This is a genomic window from Variovorax stachyos (assembly GCF_051400855.1).
GTDB lineage: Bacteria > Pseudomonadota > Gammaproteobacteria > Burkholderiales > Burkholderiaceae_C > Variovorax.
Window position 1 is genome coordinate 15,256 of record NZ_JBLFFN010000026.1, and the last position, 19,986, is coordinate 35,241.

Here is a 19,986-nt window from a genome sequence, read left to right on the forward strand (position 1 = left end):
TCCACAGCAAGGGAAGAAGTCCCGAAGCTCCACCGAAAGGATCCCACGTCATGAAGCGTTCCGCCCCTCAGCCCCTGACCCCGTCGCAGATCGAGCTGGTGCTCGAGTTGCTCGAGCTGCGCCAGCTGGCACCGAAGGAGACCGCCGCGAAGTTCAACGAATCGGTCAAGGCCGGCACGTTCTCGGAAGCCCAGCAGGATGCCATCGAGATCCTCTTCGGGCTCGAGGAGGACGAGATACCCGACGCGCTCTTCGACTTCGTCGACGACGATGCCCGGCCCATCGTTCGCGATGCGCTGGCGCACGAGGCACGGCTCAGCTTCGTCCGCGCCTGAGAAGCTCAGGCAGGCAGGCCGGCTCCATGCCGGCATGTCGTGATCATTTGGCCGCGGCCGTGCGATAGCGCTGCCGGGCCTCGGCCAGCATGGACTCCTTGGGCAGCAGCTGGGTGCCACCCACCCACAGCCCCACCGGATTGCCCTTGCGGTCGCGCACCAGGCGGATCGATTGGCCGGGGCTGTTGTACCCGGAGGTCCTGGCAATGACGCCGCTGTCCTTGCCCGAGATCTCGAACTCCGTCGTCGCGCCGTCGAAGGGCACGCTCATCGCCGGCGCAAGCTGGCAGACCACCTGGCCCATCGCGACCAGATCGCTGGCACCCCACATGCTCCACCAGCGGCCGTTCCAGGCCGCCTGCTTGCGGCCCGGCGCGCCGTGGCGCTTGAACGCGGAAAGAATGCCCTGGATGCCGTCCACCCATGCGTAGGACCACCCATCCAGCGCATTGCAGAGCACTGTGATCGTGAGGCCCGACTCCGGGAAGCGCGCCGTGCGCGAAACGAAGCCCTGCAGGCTCCCGGTGTGGCCATACCACTCCTTCGGCCCGGGGCCGCTCATCATGGTGCCGTAGCCGTAGTGCGACTCCTGCGTGCTGCAGGGGTCGCGCCAGCGGCGATGCATCATCTCGCGCCGGCTCGCGGGCGACAGGATGCTCTTCCTGCTCTCGGGCGCGAGCTGCGCGAAGAAGCGGGCCACGTCCGCCGCGGTCGAGACGAAGCCGCCCGCCGGCGCAATCGCATGGCAGACGTTGTCGCCCGGCACGATGAGGCGCTGCCCGAAAGGGAACGCGGTGCTGTGCCCCCTGGCCAACGGGGTCGATCGAGGCAGTTGCGGCATGTCGGGCACGGTCTCGCGCAGGCCTGCCGCCTTGACGACGTGGCGGGCGATCCACGCCGTGTACTCGGTGCCGCTGATCTCCTCGATCATCAGCCCCAGCAGTCCGTAGCCATGGTTGGAGTACTTGAGCTGGAGGCCGGGCGCGAGCGGCTGCTTCTTCGCCAGTTCCGCGCGCAGCTCGTCGCGCGACAGGAAAGGCCGCCGGTCCAGGAACTGCCCGCTGTCCGCGCCGTCGCGCACGACGCCGGCGCCGTGCGACAGCAGCTCGCCGATCCGCGCCTTCGCCAGGTCCTTGTGCAGGCCGCTCACATGGCGACCGATGGGATCGTCGAGGCCCAGCTTGCCCTGTTCCCGCAGCAGCATGACGCCGCTGGCGGTGAAGGTCTTGGAGTGCGAGGCGATGCGAAAGCGGTGCCGCGGCGTGAGCGCCTCGCCGGTGCTCAGGTCGGCCGAGCCGAGCGCGAACTCCGCAACGAGGTCCTGGCCCTGCGCAATCGCCACGCTGCAGCCGACCTGCTGGTGCCGTTCGAGCTGGAAGGCGAGCCACGCAGGGATGTAGTCGAGGGCAGGCTGGAGCCAGGCGGACGTAGCGTTCTTCTTCTTCATGGGCGTGGTGCGGCAAAAAAAGGGGTAGCGAGTGTAGTGCCGTTGCCGGCATCCACCCCGCTCAGCCGAAAGTGAACGCGTAAACCTGCACCCCCGGGTCCATGAACTCGATCTCGAACAAGCGGTCCTTCCCGTCCCTCGCCTGGCGAACCAGCTGGTAAAGCCGTTGCCCATCGATGACACCGTTGCCCTGCGCGTCGACGTCGAAGCCGTGGTCCGCAAGCGGCGCCTTGCCATCCAGCAGCACCCTGTATCGCACGGGCTTGCCGTCGGCCGATGGGCCGAGCACCAGGTGCAGGTCGCGTGCGTGAAAGCGATAGGCGATGCGTCCGTCGACGCGATTCATTACCGCGCGCTCACGCTCGACCGTCCAGTCGCCGGCCAGCGCCCACTGGTTCGTTCGCAACGACGCGGGGACTTGATAGCCGTTGGCGCGGTCGCGCGCCAGGCCGCCCGGCGAGGCAAAGTTGTGCGCACGCTCGTAGCCCAGGTAGGTCTCCTCCGACCCTGCAGGGGTGGGGGCCGCCGCGGCTTGCACGCCCTGGCCCTGCGGCGCGACTCGCCCGGATGGCACCTGCGGCCGTCCCGCTTCCTGCAGCAGTTGCTGGATGACCTGCTCCGCCTCCTCGTACTGGTTCTCCCCGAACTGGTGGTGACGTATGCGCCCCTGCGCATCGATGAAGTAGAAGGCCGGCCAGGCACGGTTGCCGAACCCGCGCCAGATGGCGAAGTCGTTGTCGACCGCGACCGGGAAGCCGATGCCGAGATCCTTCGTGGCCTTGCGCACGTTGGAAGAGCGCTTCTCGAAGGCGAACTCGGGCGCATGCACGCCGAGGACCACCAGGCCCGCGTCCTTGTACTTGTCGGCCCATGCGCGAAGGTAGGGCAGCGTGCGCAGGCAGTTGATGCACGAGTAGGTCCAGAAGTCCACCAGCACGACCTTGCCGCGCAGGCCTCCGGGCGTGAGCGGATCGGAGTTGATCCATTCGGTCGCACCGGCCAGCGATGGGAAGAGGCCTTCCGTTCGAAGCGCGCGTGCCGGTGCAGGTGCGGGTGCCGGTTCGCGGGCCGCGGTCGCCAGCATGACTGGCTCGCCGACGCCGGCTTCGGCGCCCGCGCGCGGGAGGGACGACCGCGGTCCCTGATGCTCGATCTTCTCCAGCAGCGTCTGCTCCAGCTCCGAGGTGGTCGCGAACGAGAGCCGGCTGAGCAGGCCGGTGTCCAGGCCGAGCGCGATGGCGCCGACGCCCACGAGGACTGCCGCTCCGGCCGCACGCCGGACCCATTCGCCGGTCCGCAGCGATCCCTTCAAGGCCGAGAACACGCGAGCGCCGAACAACAGCGCAGCGGCCAGCGAGGTGCACGCGCCCGCGGCATACGCCAGCAGCAGCAACGAGGTGCCCGCGCTGGCGCCGTTGAGCGCGGCCCCCGTCAGGATCAGCCCGAGGATCGGTCCTGCGCAGGGCGCCCACAGCAGGCCCGTGCCGATGCCCAGCACGAGCGGCGACAGGACCGACGGGCGCGCGGATGAAGGGCCCGCTCCCGTTTCCGACAGCCGCATGCCCAGCGCGACGAGCGGCCTGCTCAGGCGGTCGGCCCACGCGGGCAACAGCAGCGTCAGGCCGAACACGCCGAGCAGGGCCATGGCTGCGTACCGTCCGTACTCGTTCAGCGCAACGACCCAGCCGCCACCGACGGCGGCGAGCGTGGCAATGCCGGTAAAGGCGAGCGCCATGCCCAGCAGCATCGGCAGGCCATGCGAACGGAAGGGGCGGTCGGCGCGCGCGAACACGAAGGGCAGCACCGGCAGGATGCAGGGGCTCAGGATGGTGAGCACGCCGCCGAGGTAGGCAATCGCAAGAATGATCATGGTGCGAGGTCCCGTTGGAGAGGCATGGCGACGCGGGCCTCCAGGCCACCTTCGTCGCGGTTGTGCAAGCTCAGCTCCGCGCCCATGGCGATGGCAAGCTGGTGTGCGATGGCCAGGCCGAGGCCGGTGCCGCCCGTGCTCCGGTTGCGAGAGCCTTCGAGCCGGTAGAAGGGCTTGAGAACGGCCTCGAGCTGATCGGAGGGAATGCCCGGCCCGTTGTCGACGATGGCGATGACGAGCCGGTCCGCGTCGGCGCGCACCTGCATGCGCACCTCGCTTGCGAACTTCAGCGCGTTGTCGATGAGGTTCACGACGATCCGGCGCAGCGCGTTCGGACGCGTCACGATGGGTCCGCCGATCCGCCCCTCCAGGCGCACCTGCTGGCCCGAGTCCTCGTAGTCGGCGACCATGCTCTCGAGCAGCGCGTCGGCATCGACGCGGCACGGCGGCTCCGTGGCGCCGTGCAGCGTCCTCGCGTAGGTGACGCCTTCCCTGACGAGCGCATTCATGGCGTCGAGGTCCTGCCGGAACTTCAACTGGTCCTTCTCGTTGTCCATCATCTCGGTGCGCAGCCGCATCCGGGTGATGGGCGTCTGCAGGTCGTGGGAGATGGCAGCCAGGATCTCCACGCGCTCGGCCATGTAGCCCGCGATGCGTCGCTGCATGGCGTTGAACGCACGCGCCGCATGCGCCACTTCGGTGGGGCCTTCCTCACGGAGCATGCGCCCCTTCAGGTCGGGCCCGAGCTCGTCCGCGGCTGCCGCGAGGCGGGCCAGCGGCCGCGTGACGAGGCGCACCGCGAACCAGGCGCAGATGCCGAGCACGGCAAGCTGGAGCAGCAGCACCCATACGACCCAGTTCGACACCGGCATGCCGACGCGGCGCGCATCGACGACCACCGGGTTGCCGTCCGTCAGCCTGACCTGGATGCGGACGTCCTCCCCGGTGCTCTGCGCCACCTTCACGACTTCGAAGGGGTGCAGCGCGTTGACGATGGCCGCCGCGAACTCCTGCGACTGCTGCGAAGCGGGCTGCGGCCCCGCGACGCCGCCGCCCAGCATGAAGCGGTAGTTGCGCCGCTCCAGCCGGCCCAGCCAGCTTTCGCGCTCGGCGGAGGGCAGGCGGTCCAGCATGGCGATCGAGCTCGCGATGTCGCGCTCGATGCCGGTCATCATCAGCTCGCGTAGCGCCATGCCGCGCTCGTAGCGGATCGCCGCGAAGGTCAGCAGCTGCGCGATCGCGAGGCCGACCACGATGATGAGCGTCACGCGCGCGAACAGGGAGCGGGGCGTCATGAGCGGCCTGCCGGTTGGGTGACCCGGCGCGACGCGATGAGCTGGCAGTTCACCGGGTTGCGCACCTCGTGCGCGACGCCGCCGGCGAAGAACAGCAGGGCAAGCCAGAGCTTTTTCATATCGAGCTCACGATCCCGCGGGCGCAGGCTCTGCCAGAAGGGCCTGGATCTTCTTTTCAGTGACGCCGTAGCTGCCTTCGCCGAAGTGCGAGTAGACGATGCGCCCCTGCTTGTCGATCAGGTAGACGGCAGGCCAGTACTGGTTGCCGAAGGCCTTCCACGTCGCATAGTTGTTGTCCTGCGCAACTGCGTGCTTGATCTCCAGCCGCTCGATCGCCTTCTGGACGTTCTTCGTGGACTTCTCGTAGGCGAACTCGGGCGTATGCACGCCGACCACGACCAGGCCGCTGTCCTTGTACCTGGCGTGCCAGTCCTTGACGTACGGAAGATGGTTCAGGCAATTGATGCAGGTGTAGGTCCAGAAGTCGACCAGGACGACCTTGCCGCGCAACTCTTCCAGCTTCAAGGGCTGGGCGTTGAGCCACTTCTCGATGTCCCGGAACTCGGGGGCCGGCTGCTGCGCGGCAACGGGCACGTTGCCGCCCTGCGGAGGGCCTGCAAAGGTGAGGGCGGCGAAGGAGGCCACGAGGGCCACGGCGAAGAGGGAGGCACTGAGGCGGATGTTCATGATGACCGGGCGTTGGTGAAGGAACGCCCGGATCTTCAACCCTATCGCCCTCGATTTGCGCGAAAGCGGTACACCTCTGTATCGATGCACGAAGTCGACACACTACGTTTCACAACGCAGCGGATGGAGGCTGCTCGCGCGCAGGAACTCGCGCGGCCCGCGTGGCGGTCCGCCGTCCGGCTCAGGGTTTCGTGCCCGGTTCCTGGTTCCGGAACGCCGCCTCTCCGGCGTCCGACACTTCGACCCACTTCCTGTCGGGCACCCCGTCCTCGGCGTAGTTGTCGTGCCAGTTCCACCACTTGTAGGGCGGCGTCTGGGGGTAGCCCTCGGGCGAGTCTTCCCAGGCCTCCTGCCGGCCCAGCGGCGTGATGTCGAGGTAGTTCCAGGTGTTCCCCATCTGCTCGTCGCCGCGGTTGTTGATGAAGTAGGTGCGAAACACGCGGTCGCCGTCGCGGAAGAACACGTTCGTGCCATGCCACTCGTCCACGCCGAAGTCCGCGTCGAAGCTGTCGGTGAGGGTGAACCACGGTATCTCCCATCCCATACGCGCCTTCAGCCGCACGATGTCCGGCTGAGGCGCGCGCGAGACGAAGACCAGCGTGGTGTCGCGGGCGTTCAGGTGGGCGACGTGGGCGACCTGGTCGGCCACCAGGGAGCAGCCCCGGCAGGCATGCTCGGGCCAGCCGAACACGCCCGGTTCGAAGAAGGCGCGGTAGACGATCAGCTGGCGCCGGCCGTCGAACAGGTCGGGCAGGCTGGCCTTGCCCGCCGGCCCCTCGAAGGCATAGGTCTTGTCCACGGCCATCCACGGCATTCGCCGGCGCTCGGCGGCCAGGGCGTCGCGGGCGCGGGTCTGGGCCTTTTCCTTCACGAGCAGTTGCTCGCGGGCCGCCTCCCACGCCTGGGGCGACACGATCGGTGGCGTGCGCATGCCAGCCTGGCCGCCTTGCCCTTCGTTCTCGGTTGACTGGGTCATGGTCGAATCTCCTGGTTGGGCGAATGCCCGTGCCTCGGGGCTGAAGCGCGGTGCCATTCGCTGCGGTTCGCGGGGCAGTTTGGCACCGGGAATTCGAACGGGGGGAGTAACAAGTTTGGCGGCATTTCCGCTGGACGCTGCGCCAGGGCGACGGGCAATGAGGGCCTTCAACCTGCCTGGCGGCTCACCAGGAAGTCCACGAAGGTGCGCACGCGCAACGGCACGAAGCGCAGCTGCGGATAGAGGAGGTTGTAGGGCCGGCTGCGCCCGCCGAAGGGCTTGAGCACCTCGATCAGCCGGCCCTGGCGCAGGTCTTCCTCGACGACGAACCGATAGGCCTGGAAGATGCCCGCGCCATGGCGGGCCAGCGTGACGCCACCGAGTACATCGTCGGAGCAGGCGTAGCCGCCGGAGGTGGGCATCTCGATGTCCTGCCCGTCACGGCGAAACAGCCAGCGGATGGTGCGGCCGCTGCTGGGCAGCTCGAACTGGATGCATTCGTGGGCGGGCAGCTCGTCCAGGCTTCGGGGTTCTCCGTGGCGCTTCAGGTAGTCGGGGGCAGCCACCAGCACGAGCTCGGCATCCTCGAGGCGGCGCGCGATCAGCGTCGAATCGCCGGGCGCGCGCACTCGCACCGCCAGGTCGTAGCCCTCCGCGGCGAAGTCGATGTTGCGGTTGCTGACGTGAACCTCGACCCGGATGTCGGGGTAGCGCGCCCTGAACGCCGGCAGCAGCGGCAGCAATCGGTAATGCCCATAGGTGGTCGGCGCGCTGATGCGCAACAGGCCGCTCGGCGTGACCTGCTGGCCGCTGACCTCGCGCTCGGCCTCCACCAGCTGGTGGAGCGCCTGTCGGCATTGCTCGTAGTAGGCCTGCCCCGCGTCGCTCAGCCGGATCTGCCGCGTCGTGCGCAGGAAGAGGCGCACGCCGAGTCGTTCCTCCAGCCGGGCCACCGTCCTGCTCACGGCGGCGGGCGTCAGGCCCGCGACGTTGGCGGCGGCGGTGAACCCGCCGTGCTCCGCGGCCAGGCAGAACAGCTCCAGGCTTCCCAGCATCAAGTCATCGAACTGGCGGTTCATGGATTACATGGTGTAAGAACTGAAGTGGCATGAGCTGTGTTTATTAACCTCATAGTGGGAAATAGAGTACGCCTCAGGGGCAAGTGACACAAGCCCCGCTCACCTCCACCACCCAAAGGAAGTCACCATGAAGACCCATCCGAAGACCGTCGTCATCACCGGCGCCTCGAGCGGCATCGGCCTGGCGCTGGCCGCCGCTTTCCTCCAGCGCGGCGACAACGTCGTCGGCAACGCCCGAACTGCCGAGCGCCTGCATCAGGCCGCCGCATCGCTGGGTTCGCCCGACAACTTCCTGGGCGTGCCCGGCGACATCGCCGATCCGGCCGTCGGCGCCGCGCTGGTCCGGAAGGCCATCGAGCGTTTCGGGCAGGTGGATGTGCTCGTCAACAACGCCGGCATCTTCAACGCCAAGCCCTTCGTCGAATACACGCAGGACGAGCTCGAAGCCCTGGTCGACACCAACCTGAAGGGCTTCGTCTACCCGTCGCAGGCCGCGGCCCGTCACATGATCGAGCGCAAGGCGGGCCACATCATCAGCATCACCGCGAGCATCGCCTCGGCGCCCAACCAGAGCGTGCCGGCCGTGCTGCCCGTGCTGATCAAGGGCGGCATCAACCAGGCCACCAAGGCCCTTGCGCTGGAGCTGGCGCCGCACAACGTCCAGGTGACCGCCGTCGCGCCGGGGATCATCGACACGCCGCTCTACACGAAGGACATGCACGGCTTCCTCGGCACGCTGCAGCCGGCGGGCCGCATCGGCACGACGCAGGACATCGTGGACGCGGTGCTGTACCTGAGCGGCGCCGGCTTCGCGACCGGCATCGTGCTGCCGGTGGACGGCGGGATGAGCGCCGGCAAGTGGTGAGTGGGCGCTAGTCCCGCGCCTCGACTGTCGATGCGAGGACGTAGCCCTCGCTGCGCACCGTCTTGATGTAGCGGGGCTCGCGCGCATCGTCGCGCAGGCGCTGGCGCAGCCGGCTGACGAGCAGGTCGATGGAGCGCTCGAAGAGCTCCGCCTCGCGGCCCTGGGTCAGGCTCAGCAACTGGTCGCGGCTCAGCACCTTCTGGGGATGGTCGAGAAAGACGCGCAGGAGCCGGTACTCGGCGCCGCTCAGGGCCACCATCACGCCGCTGTCGTCGATCAGGTGGCGGGCGGTGGTGTCGACCTGCCACTCGCCGAAGGCCAGCCGGCTGGCGCCCTCGGTCGATCGCATGTTCGGCGGCAGCATCCGTGTGCGGCGCAGCACGGCACGTATGCGGGCGAGCAGTTCCCGTGCGGCGAAGGGCTTGGCGAGGTAGTCGTCGGCGCCCATTTCCAGGCCGAGGATCCGGTCGGCTTCCTCGTTGCGGGCCGTCAGCATCAGGATGGGCGTGGCCTTGTACTTGCCCGAGCGCAGGTCGCGGCACAGCGACAGGCCGTCTTCGCCAGGCAACATCAGGTCCAGGATGATCAGGTCGAAGGGGCCCGACTCTTCGAGCGCCGCGCGCATGTGCCGGCCGGTGGGCACCGCGGCAACGCGCAGGCCGTTCTTGACCAGGTAGGTGGTCAGCAGTTCGCGGATCTCCCGGTCGTCGTCGACGATGAGGATGTGGTCGGTGCTGTTCGGAGTCATGGCGGCGCGGCTTTGCAGGGGGCGGGGTGCAGGCGCAAATGTAGCCCGCCATGCATGTCTCTGGTTGCGCGGCCTGCCCGATGCTCGCGGGCAGGCGCGCTTGCATGCCGGATCGGCGTCAGACCAGGCGAATCACGACGTCGATGTTGCCGCGCGTGGCCTTCGAGTACGGGCAGGTCTGGTGCGCACTGTCCACCAGCGCCTGGGCGACTTCGCGGTCGAGGCCTGGCAGGCTGACATCGAGCCGGGCCTGGAGGAAGTAGTCGGGCCCCGCGGTGCCCAGGTCCACTTCGGTGTCGACGGCGAGGTCCGGCGGCAGCTTGACTTTCAGCTTGCCGGCAGCCAGGCCGATGGCACCGATGAAGCAGGCCGACCAGCCGACCGCGAACAGCTGCTCGGGGTTGGTGCCGGGCTTGCCGGAGCCCGGCGGGCTGAGCTTGACGTCCAGCGCGCCGTCGCTGGACTTGCCGGCGCCGTCCCGGCCTCCGGTGGTGTGGGTGCTGGCGGTGTAGAGGACCTTGTCGATCTTGGTGGTCATGGTGATGTCTTCGGGTTGGTTGAGGAACGCTTCGTCACCGCCAAGGTTCCGGATCTTCCGTGTCGAAGGGACCCCATGGCGATGACGCAATTCAATCGAGTGCCTGTATCGGCGGTGTGTCGAGCCACCCGGGCATTTGCATTCCCATGTGTTGCGCGCCGCGTGCGACACAGCGGCATACAAAGCCACGCTCGCGATCGATTGCCGCGCCTCGGCTTTGTATCCCTGCGTATCTGCCGGGTAGGAGGTACAGGCGCATACAGAAACGTGCCCCGCATGACACACCCGGCATACATGCCCTGGATCCAATAAGCGCCATCGCCACCAGCACACCGAGTGCGCCGGCGACGAGTTCCACCAACGCACAAGGAAAACGCATGTCAGAACAAATCAATCGTCAGCGCCGGTTCTTTCTGGGAGGCGCGGTCGCGAGCGTCGCAGCCGCAGAGATGGCATTCATGAATGTCGCCCACGCCGAAGCCGGGCCAGGCGCGAAGCCCGTGCCCGGCTCGCGCGCCGCCTTGCCCAGGCTCGAGCCGATCAGGCAGATCCAGGCCGGAGAGCTGGACGTCGGCTACTACGAGACCGGGCCTGCCGATGGCGTGCCGGTGCTGTTGCTGCATGGCTACCCGTACGACATCCACAGCTATGTCGACGTCGCGCCGCTGCTGGCGGCGCGCGGCTGCCGCGTCATCGTGCCGCACCTGCGGGGCCACGGCACGACGCGCTTCCTCGACCGCGATGCGCCGCGTTCGGCCCAGCAGGCGGCCGTGGCGCTGGACCAGATTGCCCTGCTCGATGCCTTGAAGATCGATCGCGCCGTGATGGTCGGCTACGACTGGGGCGCGCGCACGGGCTGCATCCTCGCGGCGCTCTGGCCCGAGCGCTGCCTGGGGCTTCTGTCGGTCAACGGCTACATCATGACCAACCTGCCGGCCAACAGGCATCCGCTGCCCGCGAAGGCCGAGCATGGCTGGTGGTACCAGTACTACTTCGCGACCGAGCGCGGCCGCGAGGGCCTGGAAGCGAACCGGCGCGACATCGCCAGGATCCTGTGGACGACGAATTCCCCGAAGTGGAACTACGACGACGCCACCTTCGAACGCACCGCCGCCTCGTTCGACAACCCCGACTACGTGGACATCGTCATCCACAACTACCGCTGGCGCCTGAGCCTCGCGGAAGGCCTTCCGCAATATGCCGAGCTGGAAAAGCGGCTTGCCGCGCTGCCGGCGATCAGCGTGCCCACCATCACCATGGACGGCGACTCCGACGGCGTCGTGCCTGCCACCGACGGCAAGGCCTACGCGTCGAAGTTCACCGGCCCGCGCTCGCACCGGATCGTGAAGGCGGGCCACAACGTGCCGCAAGAGGCGCCACAGGCCTTTGCCGACGCCGTGCTGGCGCTCGCGTTCGCCGGCCGCTGAGGCTGTGGCCGCTCAGGCGAGCGGCGGGGGCCTGTCGCCTGCTTGCCGGGCGAGCGCGCTTGCCGTGGATTGCAGTTCGGGCACGAAGGTGAGGAGCCGGCGGGTGAGCCAGTAGAGGTGGGACGCATCGATGGGGTCCGGCAGCCTCAGCGTCTTGATCAGCCGTTGTGCGCGCTCCCCCAGGCCGAGCGCGACCAGCGGTTCGAGGACCACCGCCAGCTCGCGCCGCACCTGCTCGTCGACCAGGTCATGCTCGTCCAGGCTGTGCCAGATGGCCTGGACTGCGCGTTCGCACAGCTCGGCATCCGTTGGCGGCGTCATGGCTACGGCATAGCCCAACAAGCCCGGAGGCATCGGGTGCACGCCGCGTGCGTGGGACGCGAGGCTTTTTCGTGAAGGCATCTGGTGCTCCTTCCTGAGGAGACGATACGCCGTGCCGGGCACGGCTGCAATGCTGCGGACCCCGGGAGCGGGCGCAGGATGCTGGCATTCCATGATTGAGCCTGGCTCAATCGAAGCTAAGGTCGGCGCAATGGACCACCTGCCCCCGCTCAATGCCATCCGGGCCTTCGAGGCCGCCGCGCGCCACATGAGCATCACGCTCGCGGCCGACGAGCTCAACGTCACGCCCGGCGCCGTCAGCCGGCAGATCAAAAGTCTGGAGGAGAGGCTGGGGCTGCAGCTGCTCAAGCGCGGGCACCGCCAGATCTCGCTGACGCGCCAGGGCGGCGATTACTACCGTGCGGTGACGCGCGCGATCGAGGCCTTGCGCGACGCCACTCGCCGCCTCAAGCGGCGCGGCCAGCGCCGGCAGCTCAAGATCCGCGCCTACACGACCTTCGCGATGCGCTGGCTGATCCCCCGGCTGTCGGGCTTTCATGCCGCGCACCCGGATGTCGAGGTGCTGCTGAAGGCCTCGCTCGAGCCCGTCGATTTCCGCAAGGAGGACATCGACGGCGCGATCCGCCTGGGCGACGGCAACTGGCCCGGCACCCACAGCTACCGGCTGCTGGACAACATCCTGGCGCCGGTCGCCAGCCCCGAGCTGCTGAAGAATGGGCCGAAGCTCAAGCGTCCGGCCGACCTGGCGCACTACACGCTGCTGCACAGCGTTGCGCGCCCGGACGACTGGGCCTATTGGCTGGAGGCCGCCGGCGGCGCCAGGCAGCTCGACCCGCGCGCCGGCATGACCTACGAGAGCTCGGCCATGAGCTACGCCGCTGCCATCGAGGGCCAGGGCATCGCCATGGCGCAGCTCTTCCTGGTCGAGAAGGACCTGGCGGAGGGCCGGCTGGTGATGCCTTTCCGGAAGACTCTCGACATGGGCGACTTCACGTACTACCTCCTCATCCCGAGCCATCGCGACGAGCCGACGCAGATGAAGACTTTCCGTCTCTGGATGCTGGAGCAGTTCAGCGTCATGCATGGGCCGGCGCTGCCGATGCCGCGCAGCGGATCGCGCCGGCCCGCAGCAGCCCATCGATAGCGGCCTCGTCGAAGCCCGACTCGCGCAGCACCTGCCGCGTGTCCTGTCCGCAGCACGGGGCCGCCCGGTGCGGCTGCGCATTGGCCTGTGCGCTGTCGACCGGAAAGCCAGGCATGCGGATGGTCCCGTGCACGGGATGCTCGACCTGCGCCAGCATGCCGTTGGCTTCGAGTTGCGGATGCCGCGCCAGGTCCTCGTAAGTCGCCACCCGCGCGCACAGGATGTCTGCCGCGCTCAGCAGAGCAAGCCACTCCTGCGTGGTCCGGGTCTTCAGCACCCCGGTCAGGATCTCGACCATGGCCTCGCGGTTGGCAACACGCAGGGGCGAGGTGGCGAAGCGCGGGTCGGTGGCGAGCCGGGGCAGGCCCAGCAGCGCGCACAGCCGGGTCCAGCGCTCGGGCATGTAGGCCGCGATCATCAGCCAGCCGTCGCGCGTCTCGAAGGCCTGGTTGGGCGCCGAGTAGGGTGCCGCGCTGCCGACGCGCACGGGCAGCTGCGCGTCGGCGAAGAAGCTGGTAATGGACGATTGCTGCAGCGCCAGCGCGGCGTTGAACAGGCTCACGTCGAGCTGGCCTCCCTGCCCGTCGCGCGCCCGCTGCGCCAGCTTGGCCAGCACGGCCATCACCGCGACGTAGCCGGTCATCACGTCGACGATCGGCGCCTGGACCTTGCAGGGTTCCGCGCCTTCGACCCCGATCAGGCCCATGAGGCCGGAGTCGGCCTGCACGATGCCGTCGACGCCCGCGCGTTCGGCATAGGGGCCGGCCTGGCCGTAGGCCGAGATGGAGCAGTAGATGAGCCCGGGATGGACGCGCGTCATTGCCTCGAAGCCCAGGCCGAGCCGGGCCATCGCGCCTGGCCGCATGCTCTCGACCACGATGTCCGCGCCGGTGACGAGGCGCCTGGCAACCTCCGCGCCGCCGGGGGTTTTCAGGTCGAGCGACACGCCCAGCTTGTTGCGGTTGAAGCCGTGGTAGAGCGCCGCGTCGTCGCCGATCCAGCCGGGTCCGAGGCCGCGGCCGAGCTCGCCCTCGAGCGACTCGATCTTCAGGACGCGCGCGCCCATGTCGGCCAGGAGCATGGTGCAGGTCGGCCCTGCGCCGATCTGCGTGAAGTCGACGACCGTCAGGCCGTCCAGGGCATGGCGAAGCGTGCTCACGGCGACACCTTGATGCCGTTGTCGTGAATGACGCGCTCCCAGCGCTTGAGCTCCTTGCCGATGTAGTCCTTCAGTTCGGCCGGCGTCGAGCTCTGCACCTCGAAGCCCTGGTTGGCGATCTGCCTGGCCACGGCGGGGTCGTTCAAGGCGCCGGCCATCGCCTCGTTCAGCCTGTTCACAATCGCCGCGGGCGTCTTCGCCGGCGCCAGCAGGCTGTACCAGAGGCTGGCGTCGTAGCCTTTCATGCCGGCGTCGCCGAAGGTGGGCAGCTCGGGCATGAGGGTGGTGCGCTTCTGGCCGGCCACCCCCAGCGCGCGCAGCTTGCCGGCCTGGACGTGCTGCGCCACCGATGCGTAGGTCGCGAACGACACCTGCACCTGGCCGGCGATCAGGTCGGTGATCGACGGACCCGTGCCGCGGTAGGGCACGTGCAGCATCTCGGTCCGGTTGAGCTTGGCGAAGACCTCGCCCGCCAGGTGCTGCGGCGTGCCGTTGCCGGGGCTGCTGTAGTTCAGCTTGCCGGGGTTGGCCTTCGCGTAGGCGACGAACTCCGGCAGCGTCCGGTACGGCTCCTGCATGTTGGCGACCAGGATGATCGGCACCGAGCCCAACAGGCCGACCGGCTCGAAATCGCGCTCGATGCGAAACGGCACCTTCATGTCCAGGAAGGGGTTCATCGTCACCTGGCTCGACGCGATGACCAGCGTGTGGCCGTCGGGCGCGGCCCGCGCGACCAGCTCGGTGCCCAGGTTGCCCCCGGCGCCGGGCCGGTTGTCGATGATGATGGTCTGGCCCAGCAGCTGGCCCATGCGCGGCGCGATGGCGCGCGCGAGGATGTCGTTGCCGCCGCCCGGGGAGAAGGGCACGACCAGCGTGATCGGCTTCTGCTTCGGGAAGTCGGCCTGCGCGGCAGCCGGCAGGGCCAGCCCGGCCATCGCGGTGGCGAGGGCGATGACGGCCTGGCGCCGTTGGAAAAGGGTGCTCATGATGGGTCTCCGTTCGATGTCGTCGTGGCTTCAGCGCCCGGTATAGGCGGCTGGCCGTTTCTCGGCAAAGGCCCGGCGGCCTTCGAGCCGGTCCTCGGTGTCGCGCAGCACGCCCCAGTACAGCTCGGTGAGCTGCTGCGCATCGGCTTCGCTCAGGTGCTGGGTCTGGCGCGACAGCTTCTTGATGGCCTGCACCGCGAGCGGCGCGTTGGCGGCCACGCTTGCGGCCAGCGCCAGTGCGCGGTCCATCAGCGCCTCGGGCTCGACCACCTGCGTGACCAGGCCGATGCGCTGCGCCTCTGCGGCCGCGATGCGCTCGCCGGTCAGGGCCATCTGCATCGCATGCGCCGAGGGGACAGCCTTCAGCAGGCGGTGCAGGCCGGAGACGGCGGGGATCGATCCCACCCTGGCTTCCGGCAGGCCGAAGCTGGCGTTGGCCGACGCGATGCGCAGGTCGCACTGCAGCGCGAGCTCGAGGCCGGCGCCGAGGCAGTGGCCGTTCACCGCCGCGACGATCGGCTTCCAGACGCACAGGTCCGTCAGGTCCATCAGGCGGATGTACAGGCCCAGGTCCGCGGAGCGCTCCGTCCCCTGGAACACCGCCTGCGCATAGCTTGCGGGCGAGGTCTGCGTGCCCTTCAGGTCGGCGCCGGCGCAGAAGGCGCGCTCGCCCTCGCCGGTGATGACGGCCGCGCGCAGCTCGCTGCGGTCGCGCAGTTCCGCCAGATGCGCGCGCAGCTCGCGCAGTGCCTCCACGCTCAGGGCGTTGAGCGCTGCCGGGCGGTCGATGGTGAGCACCGCCACCGGCCCGTGAATGTCGAATCGGACGTTCATCGCATCACCTCAAACGCTCGGCGACGAGAGGCTGCGGCCGCCGCACACATACAGCGTCTGCCCGGTCACGTACGACGACACGGGGTCGAGGAAGAACACGACCGCGTTGGCGATGTCCTCCGCAGTGCCGATGCGCTTGACCGGTACCGAAGCCTTCAGGCGCGATTGCACCTCCGGCGCGAAGTTGCGGAACAGCGGCGTGTCGACGATGCCCGGCGCGACGGCGTTCACCGTGACGCCCTGGGAGGCGAACTCGATGGCGAGCGAACGCGTCAGGCTCACCACGCCACCCTTGGCCGCCGAGTAGTTGGCCTGGCCGAAGCCCCCCAGCCAGGCGCGCGAGGAAATGTTAACGATGCGCCCCTGGCCGCGCTCGATCATCCCCGGCAGCACCGCGCGGCAGCACAGGAACTGCGAGCGCAGGTTGGTGTCGATGACCAGGTCCCAGTCCTCGTCGCTCATCTTCAAAAAGCGTATGTCGCGCACCGCACCGGCGTTGTTGACGAGGTGGTCGATGCGGCCGGCCTTCTCGGCGACCTCGGCCATCGCCTGGTTGACGGCGGTGGAATCCGTCAGGTCGACGGTCACGCCGATGGCCTGGCGCCCCGCTCCTTCGAGTGCGCCGACGGCATCGGCCAGGGCGGCGCCGTCGCGGTCCAGCAGCGCCACCGTCAAGCCTTCGCGTGCCAGGCGCGTCGCGATGCCGAAGCCGATGCCGCGAGCGGCGCCCGTTACCACGGCCACCTGGCCGTTTTCGAATCGTGCAGCGGTCATGGTCAGGCTCCCAGGAGATGGACGGAGGAGGCCGCGTGGTCCACGCCGGCGATGCCGCCACCGGTGCACTGCGCCAGGCCGATGCGCGCACCCGCCACCTGGCGAGCGCCGGCACGGCCCTGCAGGTGCCACATGAGCTCCACCATCTGCGCCACGCCGGTGGCGCCCAGCGGATGCCCCTTGGCCAGCAGCCCGCCGCTCGGGTTGACCGGCACGCGCCCGCCCAGTTGCGTCGCGCCGGAGCGCAGCAGCGGCACTGCCTCGCCGCGCGGCGCCAGGCCCAGCGCCTCGTAGTACAGCAGTTCGGCGATGGTGAAGGCGTCGTGCAGCTCGACCACGTTCACGTCCCGCGGGCCCAGGCCGGCCTGCTCGTAGGCTTGGCGCGCGGCGCGTGCCGTGATTTCGGCATCGAGGATGTCGTCGTCGGCCTCTTCGCGAATGCCCGAGACCACGACGGAGGACAACACCTTCACCGGCTTCTGCCGGCGGCCCGGCCGGCTGCTCAGCACCACGGCCGCCGCCCCGTCCACCTGCGAGGGGCAGCACTGCAGCAGCGTCAGCGGGTCGGCGATCATGCGCGAGGCCAGCACCTCCTCGACCGTGGTCTCGGTGCGCTGCTGAGCGTATTCGTTCAGCGAGCCGTTGCGGCGGTTCTTCACCGCGACGGCGGCCAGGTCGGCGGGCGTCGCCTCGCGCTCGTGCAGGAAGCGTGTGCCGCGCATCGCGTACACCGCGGGCAACACCATCCCTGCCTTGGCGTAGAGCTCGGTCTTGTGGTCGTTGCGCTGCAGCGGGATGGTGCCCCCGCCCAGCGCCGTGAGCTGCTCGATGCCGAAGACCAGCACCGTGTCGTACTGCTGCGCGAGCAGGGCGTGGCGCGCGAGATGGACTCCGGTGGCGCCGCTGGCGCAGGCGTTCTCGACGTTGTAGACCGGGATGCCCTCGAAGCCGAGGTCGCGCACGATCAGCTGGCCGAGGATCATGCCGCCGAGCACGTTGGCGCAGTAGATCGCCTGGATCTCGTGCGTCGACACGCCCGCGTCGGCCATGGCCTTCAGGATGGCCTGCTGGGCCAGCTCGGGCGCCATCACGCCGGGGTGGCGGCCGAAGGGCGTCATCGCGCCGCCGGTGATGTGGATGTCTTTCATGTTGCGCTCCTTGTGCGGATCAGTGATCGAGGGCCACGAAGACGTAGCCGAAGGCATCGTCCTCACGGGCTGCATAGCGTCCGCCGATCGTCGGGCGCTGCTTGCCGCAGAGCCTGCCGAAGATGCGCACCGGGCCGGGGAAGTCGACGTAGCCCAGGGCATAGGGGGACTGGCCGCTCTTGGCGCCCGGGTGGATTACCGTGAAGCTGTAGACCTCGCCGACCGCCTCGACGCTCACTGCCTCGTGCCGGTCCGCCAGCGGCGAGGAGGGCGGCAGCGCGGGAAAGACCAGCTCGCCGGTGGCGCGGTCGCGCGAGGCGAGAAGGGCGGGGTCGGGAGCGGCGCTCCACAACGGGTATGAAAGCTCTGGCACGAAGGTCTCCTGTGTGGTTGGGGGATGGCCTTAGTTTTGGCCTTCGAGCCTTCGCGCTCAAACGATATTTCCAGGCGGCTTGCTTGAGAAAAACGCAAGCACCGGCGCTCGCAGGAATTACCGATGGCGAGTCCGCCCAGGCGTAATTCGTGCCGCCCCTCGCCCGGCCGTGGAGGTCACTACTCTTGATAACCTTTTTGCCCTGGCATATAAGGGCTTCGTGGTTCCTTGTTTTCGTCTGGAAGACGGCAAAGGAGGGTGCCATGAAGACACGCATCTACTGGCTGATGCCCGACCTGGCGAGCGCCCGGCGGGTGATGCATGACCTGGTGCAGGCGCGGGTCGATACCGCGCACATTCATTTCGCAGGGCCCGAAGGCGCGGACATGCGCGGGCTCCATGCGGCCAACGTCTGGCAGACCTCGGACCTGGTGCACGCCGCCGAAAGCGGCCTCGTGATCGGCAGCGCGGTGGGCGCGGTCGCCGGCCTGGTGGCCGCGCTGCTGTTTCCCATCGTCGGCGATGCGCCGCAATGGGAGGTGGCGGTGGCGCTCGCGGTGCTGGGCGGCCTGTTCGGCGCCTGGTCCTCCAGCATGATCGGCATCTCCATTCCCAGCCCGCGGCTGGCGCGCTTCCAGGGCGCGATCGCCTCGGGCCAGGTGCTGCTGATGGTCGACCTGCCGCGCGCGCGCGTGGCGGAGATCGAGGCGCTGCTCGAGCGCGCCCATCCCGAAGCCCGCTTCGAAGGCGAGGAGCGGCTGGTCCCGGCCTTGCCCTGAAACGCGCATGCGCGGCGCACGGATGAAGGGCCTCGCACATGATCATTGCCATCGTGCTGGCGCTCATCGTCCTCGGGTCGGTGCTGTTCCACTTCGTCAATCCGTGGTGGATCACGCCGCTGGCGTCGAACTGGAAGGCGATGGACGACACGCTGACGATCACGCTGGCGATCACCGGCATCTTCTTCGTCGGCATCAACCTGTTCATGGTGTATGCGCTGGTGCGCTACCGGCACCGGCCGGGCAGCCCGCGCGCGGCGCACGAGCCTGAGAGCAAGGCGCTTGAGCGCTGGCTGATCGGCATCACCACCGTGGGCATCATGGCACTGCTGGCGCCGGGCCTGGTGGTCTATGCCAACTACGTGAAGCCGCCGCAGGACGCCACGGTGCTGGAGGTGCTCGGCCAGCAGTGGCAGTGGCGCTTCCGGCTCCCGGGCGCCGACGGCAAGCTGGGCCTGAGCGAGACGCGCCATGTCACGTCGACCAATCCCTTCGGTCTCGACCCGGCGGACCCCGCGGGCCAGGACGACATCCTCATCGCCGAGCAGGAGGTCCACCTGGTGCTGGGCAAGCCGGTGCACGTGATCCTGCGCTCGCACGACGTGCTGCACGACTTCTACGTGCCCCCGTTCCGCGCCCGCATGAACATGGTGCCGGGTCAGATCAGCACCTTCTGGTTCACGCCCACCGAGACCGGGCGCTACGAGGCGATGTGCTCGCAGCTGTGCGGCGTCGGCCACCCGAACATGCGTGCCGTCGTGGTGGTGGAGGACTCGGCCGGCTACCAGGCCTGGCTGCAGGACAAGCAGACCTTCGCGGTGACGCAGCGGCCCCCTTCTACCGAGGGCGGGCCGGTCGCGCAGGGCCGCGCGCTCGCGTCCGCCAAGGGCTGCATTGCCTGCCACTCCATCGACGGCAGCCCGCGCGTGGGCCCGACCTGGAAAGACCTCTTCGGGAAGACCGAGAACATGCGCGACGGCTCCACGGCGTTCGTCGACGATGCCTACCTGCGAGCCTTCATCCGCGACCCGCAGGCGCGCGGGGTGAAGGGCTTCGCGCCCGTCATGCCCAAGATCCTCTTGAGCGACGAGGAGGTCGCGGCGCTGGTGGCCTACATCAAGAGCCTGAGCCCGGCGCCACCCGTGGCCCCGCCACAGCAGAAGGCGCAGCGATGAGCCGG

The 19,986-nt window shown here is 68.8% G+C and carries 22 protein-coding genes; 6 read left to right on the plus strand and 16 right to left on the minus strand.

All coding sequences use genetic code 11. The features are described from left to right. Positions 1–50 precede the first annotated feature (50 nt). On the plus strand, positions 51–335 hold the full coding sequence (locus tag ACMGEZ_RS27450) for a hypothetical protein (RefSeq protein ID WP_436825444.1): 285 nt from the start codon (positions 51–53) through the stop codon (positions 333–335). 43 nt (positions 336–378) lie between these two features. Here ACMGEZ_RS27450 and ACMGEZ_RS27455 read toward each other — a convergent pair whose 3' ends face one another. The 7 genes from ACMGEZ_RS27455 to ACMGEZ_RS27485 all read right to left on the minus strand — a co-directional run bounded on the left by ACMGEZ_RS27455 (position 379) and on the right by ACMGEZ_RS27485 (position 7,689). Then, positions 379–1,782: a serine hydrolase domain-containing protein gene (locus ACMGEZ_RS27455; protein ID WP_436825445.1), complete on the minus strand. Its 1,404-nt coding sequence runs from the start codon at positions 1,780–1,782 to the stop codon at positions 379–381. Between the two features lie 61 nt (positions 1,783–1,843). Continuing rightward, positions 1,844–3,652 (minus strand): cytochrome c biogenesis protein DipZ, encoded by a 1,809-nt coding sequence (locus ACMGEZ_RS27460; protein WP_436825446.1) that lies wholly within the window; start codon positions 3,650–3,652, stop codon positions 1,844–1,846. Beyond that, positions 3,649–4,947, minus strand: a complete 1,299-nt coding sequence (locus ACMGEZ_RS27465) for an ATP-binding protein (RefSeq protein WP_436825447.1) — start codon at positions 4,945–4,947, stop codon at positions 3,649–3,651. The genes ACMGEZ_RS27460 and ACMGEZ_RS27465 overlap by 4 nt, the downstream gene beginning before the upstream one ends. After that, entirely contained in the window at positions 4,944–5,066 is a 123-nt protein-coding gene (locus ACMGEZ_RS27470) for a hypothetical protein (protein ID WP_436825448.1), read from the minus strand. The genes ACMGEZ_RS27465 and ACMGEZ_RS27470 overlap by 4 nt, the downstream gene beginning before the upstream one ends. 7 nt (positions 5,067–5,073) lie before the next feature. Continuing rightward, entirely contained in the window at positions 5,074–5,634 is a 561-nt protein-coding gene (locus tag ACMGEZ_RS27475) for a thioredoxin family protein (RefSeq protein ID WP_436825449.1), read from the minus strand. 181 nt (positions 5,635–5,815) lie between these two features. Further along, the gene (locus ACMGEZ_RS27480) at positions 5,816–6,610 is read right to left on the minus strand and encodes a DUF899 domain-containing protein (protein ID WP_436825450.1); all 795 of its coding nucleotides are present in this window, start codon (positions 6,608–6,610) and stop codon (positions 5,816–5,818) included. Positions 6,611–6,777: 167 nt separating this feature from the next. Further along, on the minus strand, positions 6,778–7,689 hold the full coding sequence (locus ACMGEZ_RS27485) for a LysR family transcriptional regulator (RefSeq protein WP_436825451.1): 912 nt from the start codon (positions 7,687–7,689) through the stop codon (positions 6,778–6,780). Positions 7,690–7,816: 127 nt separating this feature from the next. Between ACMGEZ_RS27485 and ACMGEZ_RS27490 the strand changes: the two genes are divergently transcribed. After that, a complete protein-coding gene (locus tag ACMGEZ_RS27490) occupies positions 7,817–8,554 on the plus strand; it encodes an SDR family NAD(P)-dependent oxidoreductase (RefSeq protein ID WP_436825452.1) in 738 nt (245 codons plus the stop codon). Positions 8,555–8,561: 7 nt separating this feature from the next. Here the strand turns inward: ACMGEZ_RS27490 and ACMGEZ_RS27495 are convergent, their stop codons facing one another. Next, positions 8,562–9,302, minus strand: coding sequence for a response regulator (locus ACMGEZ_RS27495; protein WP_436825453.1), 741 nt, complete (start codon positions 9,300–9,302; stop codon positions 8,562–8,564). 118 nt (positions 9,303–9,420) lie between these two features. After that, positions 9,421–9,840, minus strand: a complete 420-nt coding sequence (locus ACMGEZ_RS27500) for an organic hydroperoxide resistance protein (RefSeq protein ID WP_436825454.1) — start codon at positions 9,838–9,840, stop codon at positions 9,421–9,423. A 377-nt stretch (positions 9,841–10,217) separates the two neighbouring features. On the opposite strand from ACMGEZ_RS27500, the gene ACMGEZ_RS27505 reads away from it, so the two are divergent. Continuing rightward, positions 10,218–11,267: an alpha/beta fold hydrolase gene (locus ACMGEZ_RS27505; protein WP_436825455.1), complete on the plus strand. Its 1,050-nt coding sequence runs from the start codon at positions 10,218–10,220 to the stop codon at positions 11,265–11,267. Positions 11,268–11,279: 12 nt separating this feature from the next. Here ACMGEZ_RS27505 and ACMGEZ_RS27510 read toward each other — a convergent pair whose 3' ends face one another. Beyond that, complete coding sequence (locus ACMGEZ_RS27510; protein ID WP_436825456.1) at positions 11,280–11,669, minus strand: hypothetical protein; 390 nt, start codon at positions 11,667–11,669, stop codon at positions 11,280–11,282. Between the two features lie 130 nt (positions 11,670–11,799). Here ACMGEZ_RS27510 and gcvA point away from each other — a divergent pair, with 130 nt between their 5' ends. Continuing rightward, complete coding sequence (gene gcvA, locus ACMGEZ_RS27515; protein ID WP_436825457.1) at positions 11,800–12,753, plus strand: transcriptional regulator GcvA; 954 nt, start codon at positions 11,800–11,802, stop codon at positions 12,751–12,753. On the opposite strand, the gene ACMGEZ_RS27520 is transcribed toward gcvA, so the two are convergent. From ACMGEZ_RS27520 to ACMGEZ_RS27545, 6 genes are read right to left on the minus strand one after another with little or no spacing between them, the layout of a single operon-like run. Further along, complete coding sequence (locus ACMGEZ_RS27520; protein ID WP_436825458.1) at positions 12,686–13,912, minus strand: CaiB/BaiF CoA transferase family protein; 1,227 nt, start codon at positions 13,910–13,912, stop codon at positions 12,686–12,688. The genes gcvA and ACMGEZ_RS27520 overlap by 68 nt on opposite strands. Next, entirely contained in the window at positions 13,909–14,898 is a 990-nt protein-coding gene (locus ACMGEZ_RS27525; RefSeq protein ID WP_436825459.1) for a Bug family tripartite tricarboxylate transporter substrate binding protein, read from the minus strand. The genes ACMGEZ_RS27520 and ACMGEZ_RS27525 overlap by 4 nt, the downstream gene beginning before the upstream one ends. 30 nt (positions 14,899–14,928) lie before the next feature. Further along, entirely contained in the window at positions 14,929–15,732 is an 804-nt protein-coding gene (locus ACMGEZ_RS27530; RefSeq protein WP_436825460.1) for an enoyl-CoA hydratase/isomerase family protein, read from the minus strand. A 9-nt stretch (positions 15,733–15,741) separates the two neighbouring features. After that, entirely contained in the window at positions 15,742–16,506 is a 765-nt protein-coding gene (locus ACMGEZ_RS27535; protein WP_436825461.1) for an SDR family NAD(P)-dependent oxidoreductase, read from the minus strand. A gap of 2 nt (positions 16,507–16,508) precedes the next feature. Then, positions 16,509–17,654 (minus strand): thiolase family protein, encoded by a 1,146-nt coding sequence (locus ACMGEZ_RS27540; RefSeq protein WP_436825462.1) that lies wholly within the window; start codon positions 17,652–17,654, stop codon positions 16,509–16,511. A gap of 19 nt (positions 17,655–17,673) precedes the next feature. After that, on the minus strand, positions 17,674–18,027 hold the full coding sequence (locus ACMGEZ_RS27545; protein WP_436825463.1) for a Zn-ribbon domain-containing OB-fold protein: 354 nt from the start codon (positions 18,025–18,027) through the stop codon (positions 17,674–17,676). Between the two features lie 263 nt (positions 18,028–18,290). Here ACMGEZ_RS27545 and ACMGEZ_RS27550 point away from each other — a divergent pair, with 263 nt between their 5' ends. After that, on the plus strand, positions 18,291–18,806 hold the full coding sequence (locus ACMGEZ_RS27550; RefSeq protein WP_436825464.1) for a DUF1269 domain-containing protein: 516 nt from the start codon (positions 18,291–18,293) through the stop codon (positions 18,804–18,806). A gap of 38 nt (positions 18,807–18,844) precedes the next feature. Next, positions 18,845–19,981: a c-type cytochrome gene (locus tag ACMGEZ_RS27555; protein ID WP_436825465.1), complete on the plus strand. Its 1,137-nt coding sequence runs from the start codon at positions 18,845–18,847 to the stop codon at positions 19,979–19,981. Positions 19,982–19,986 lie beyond the last annotated feature (5 nt).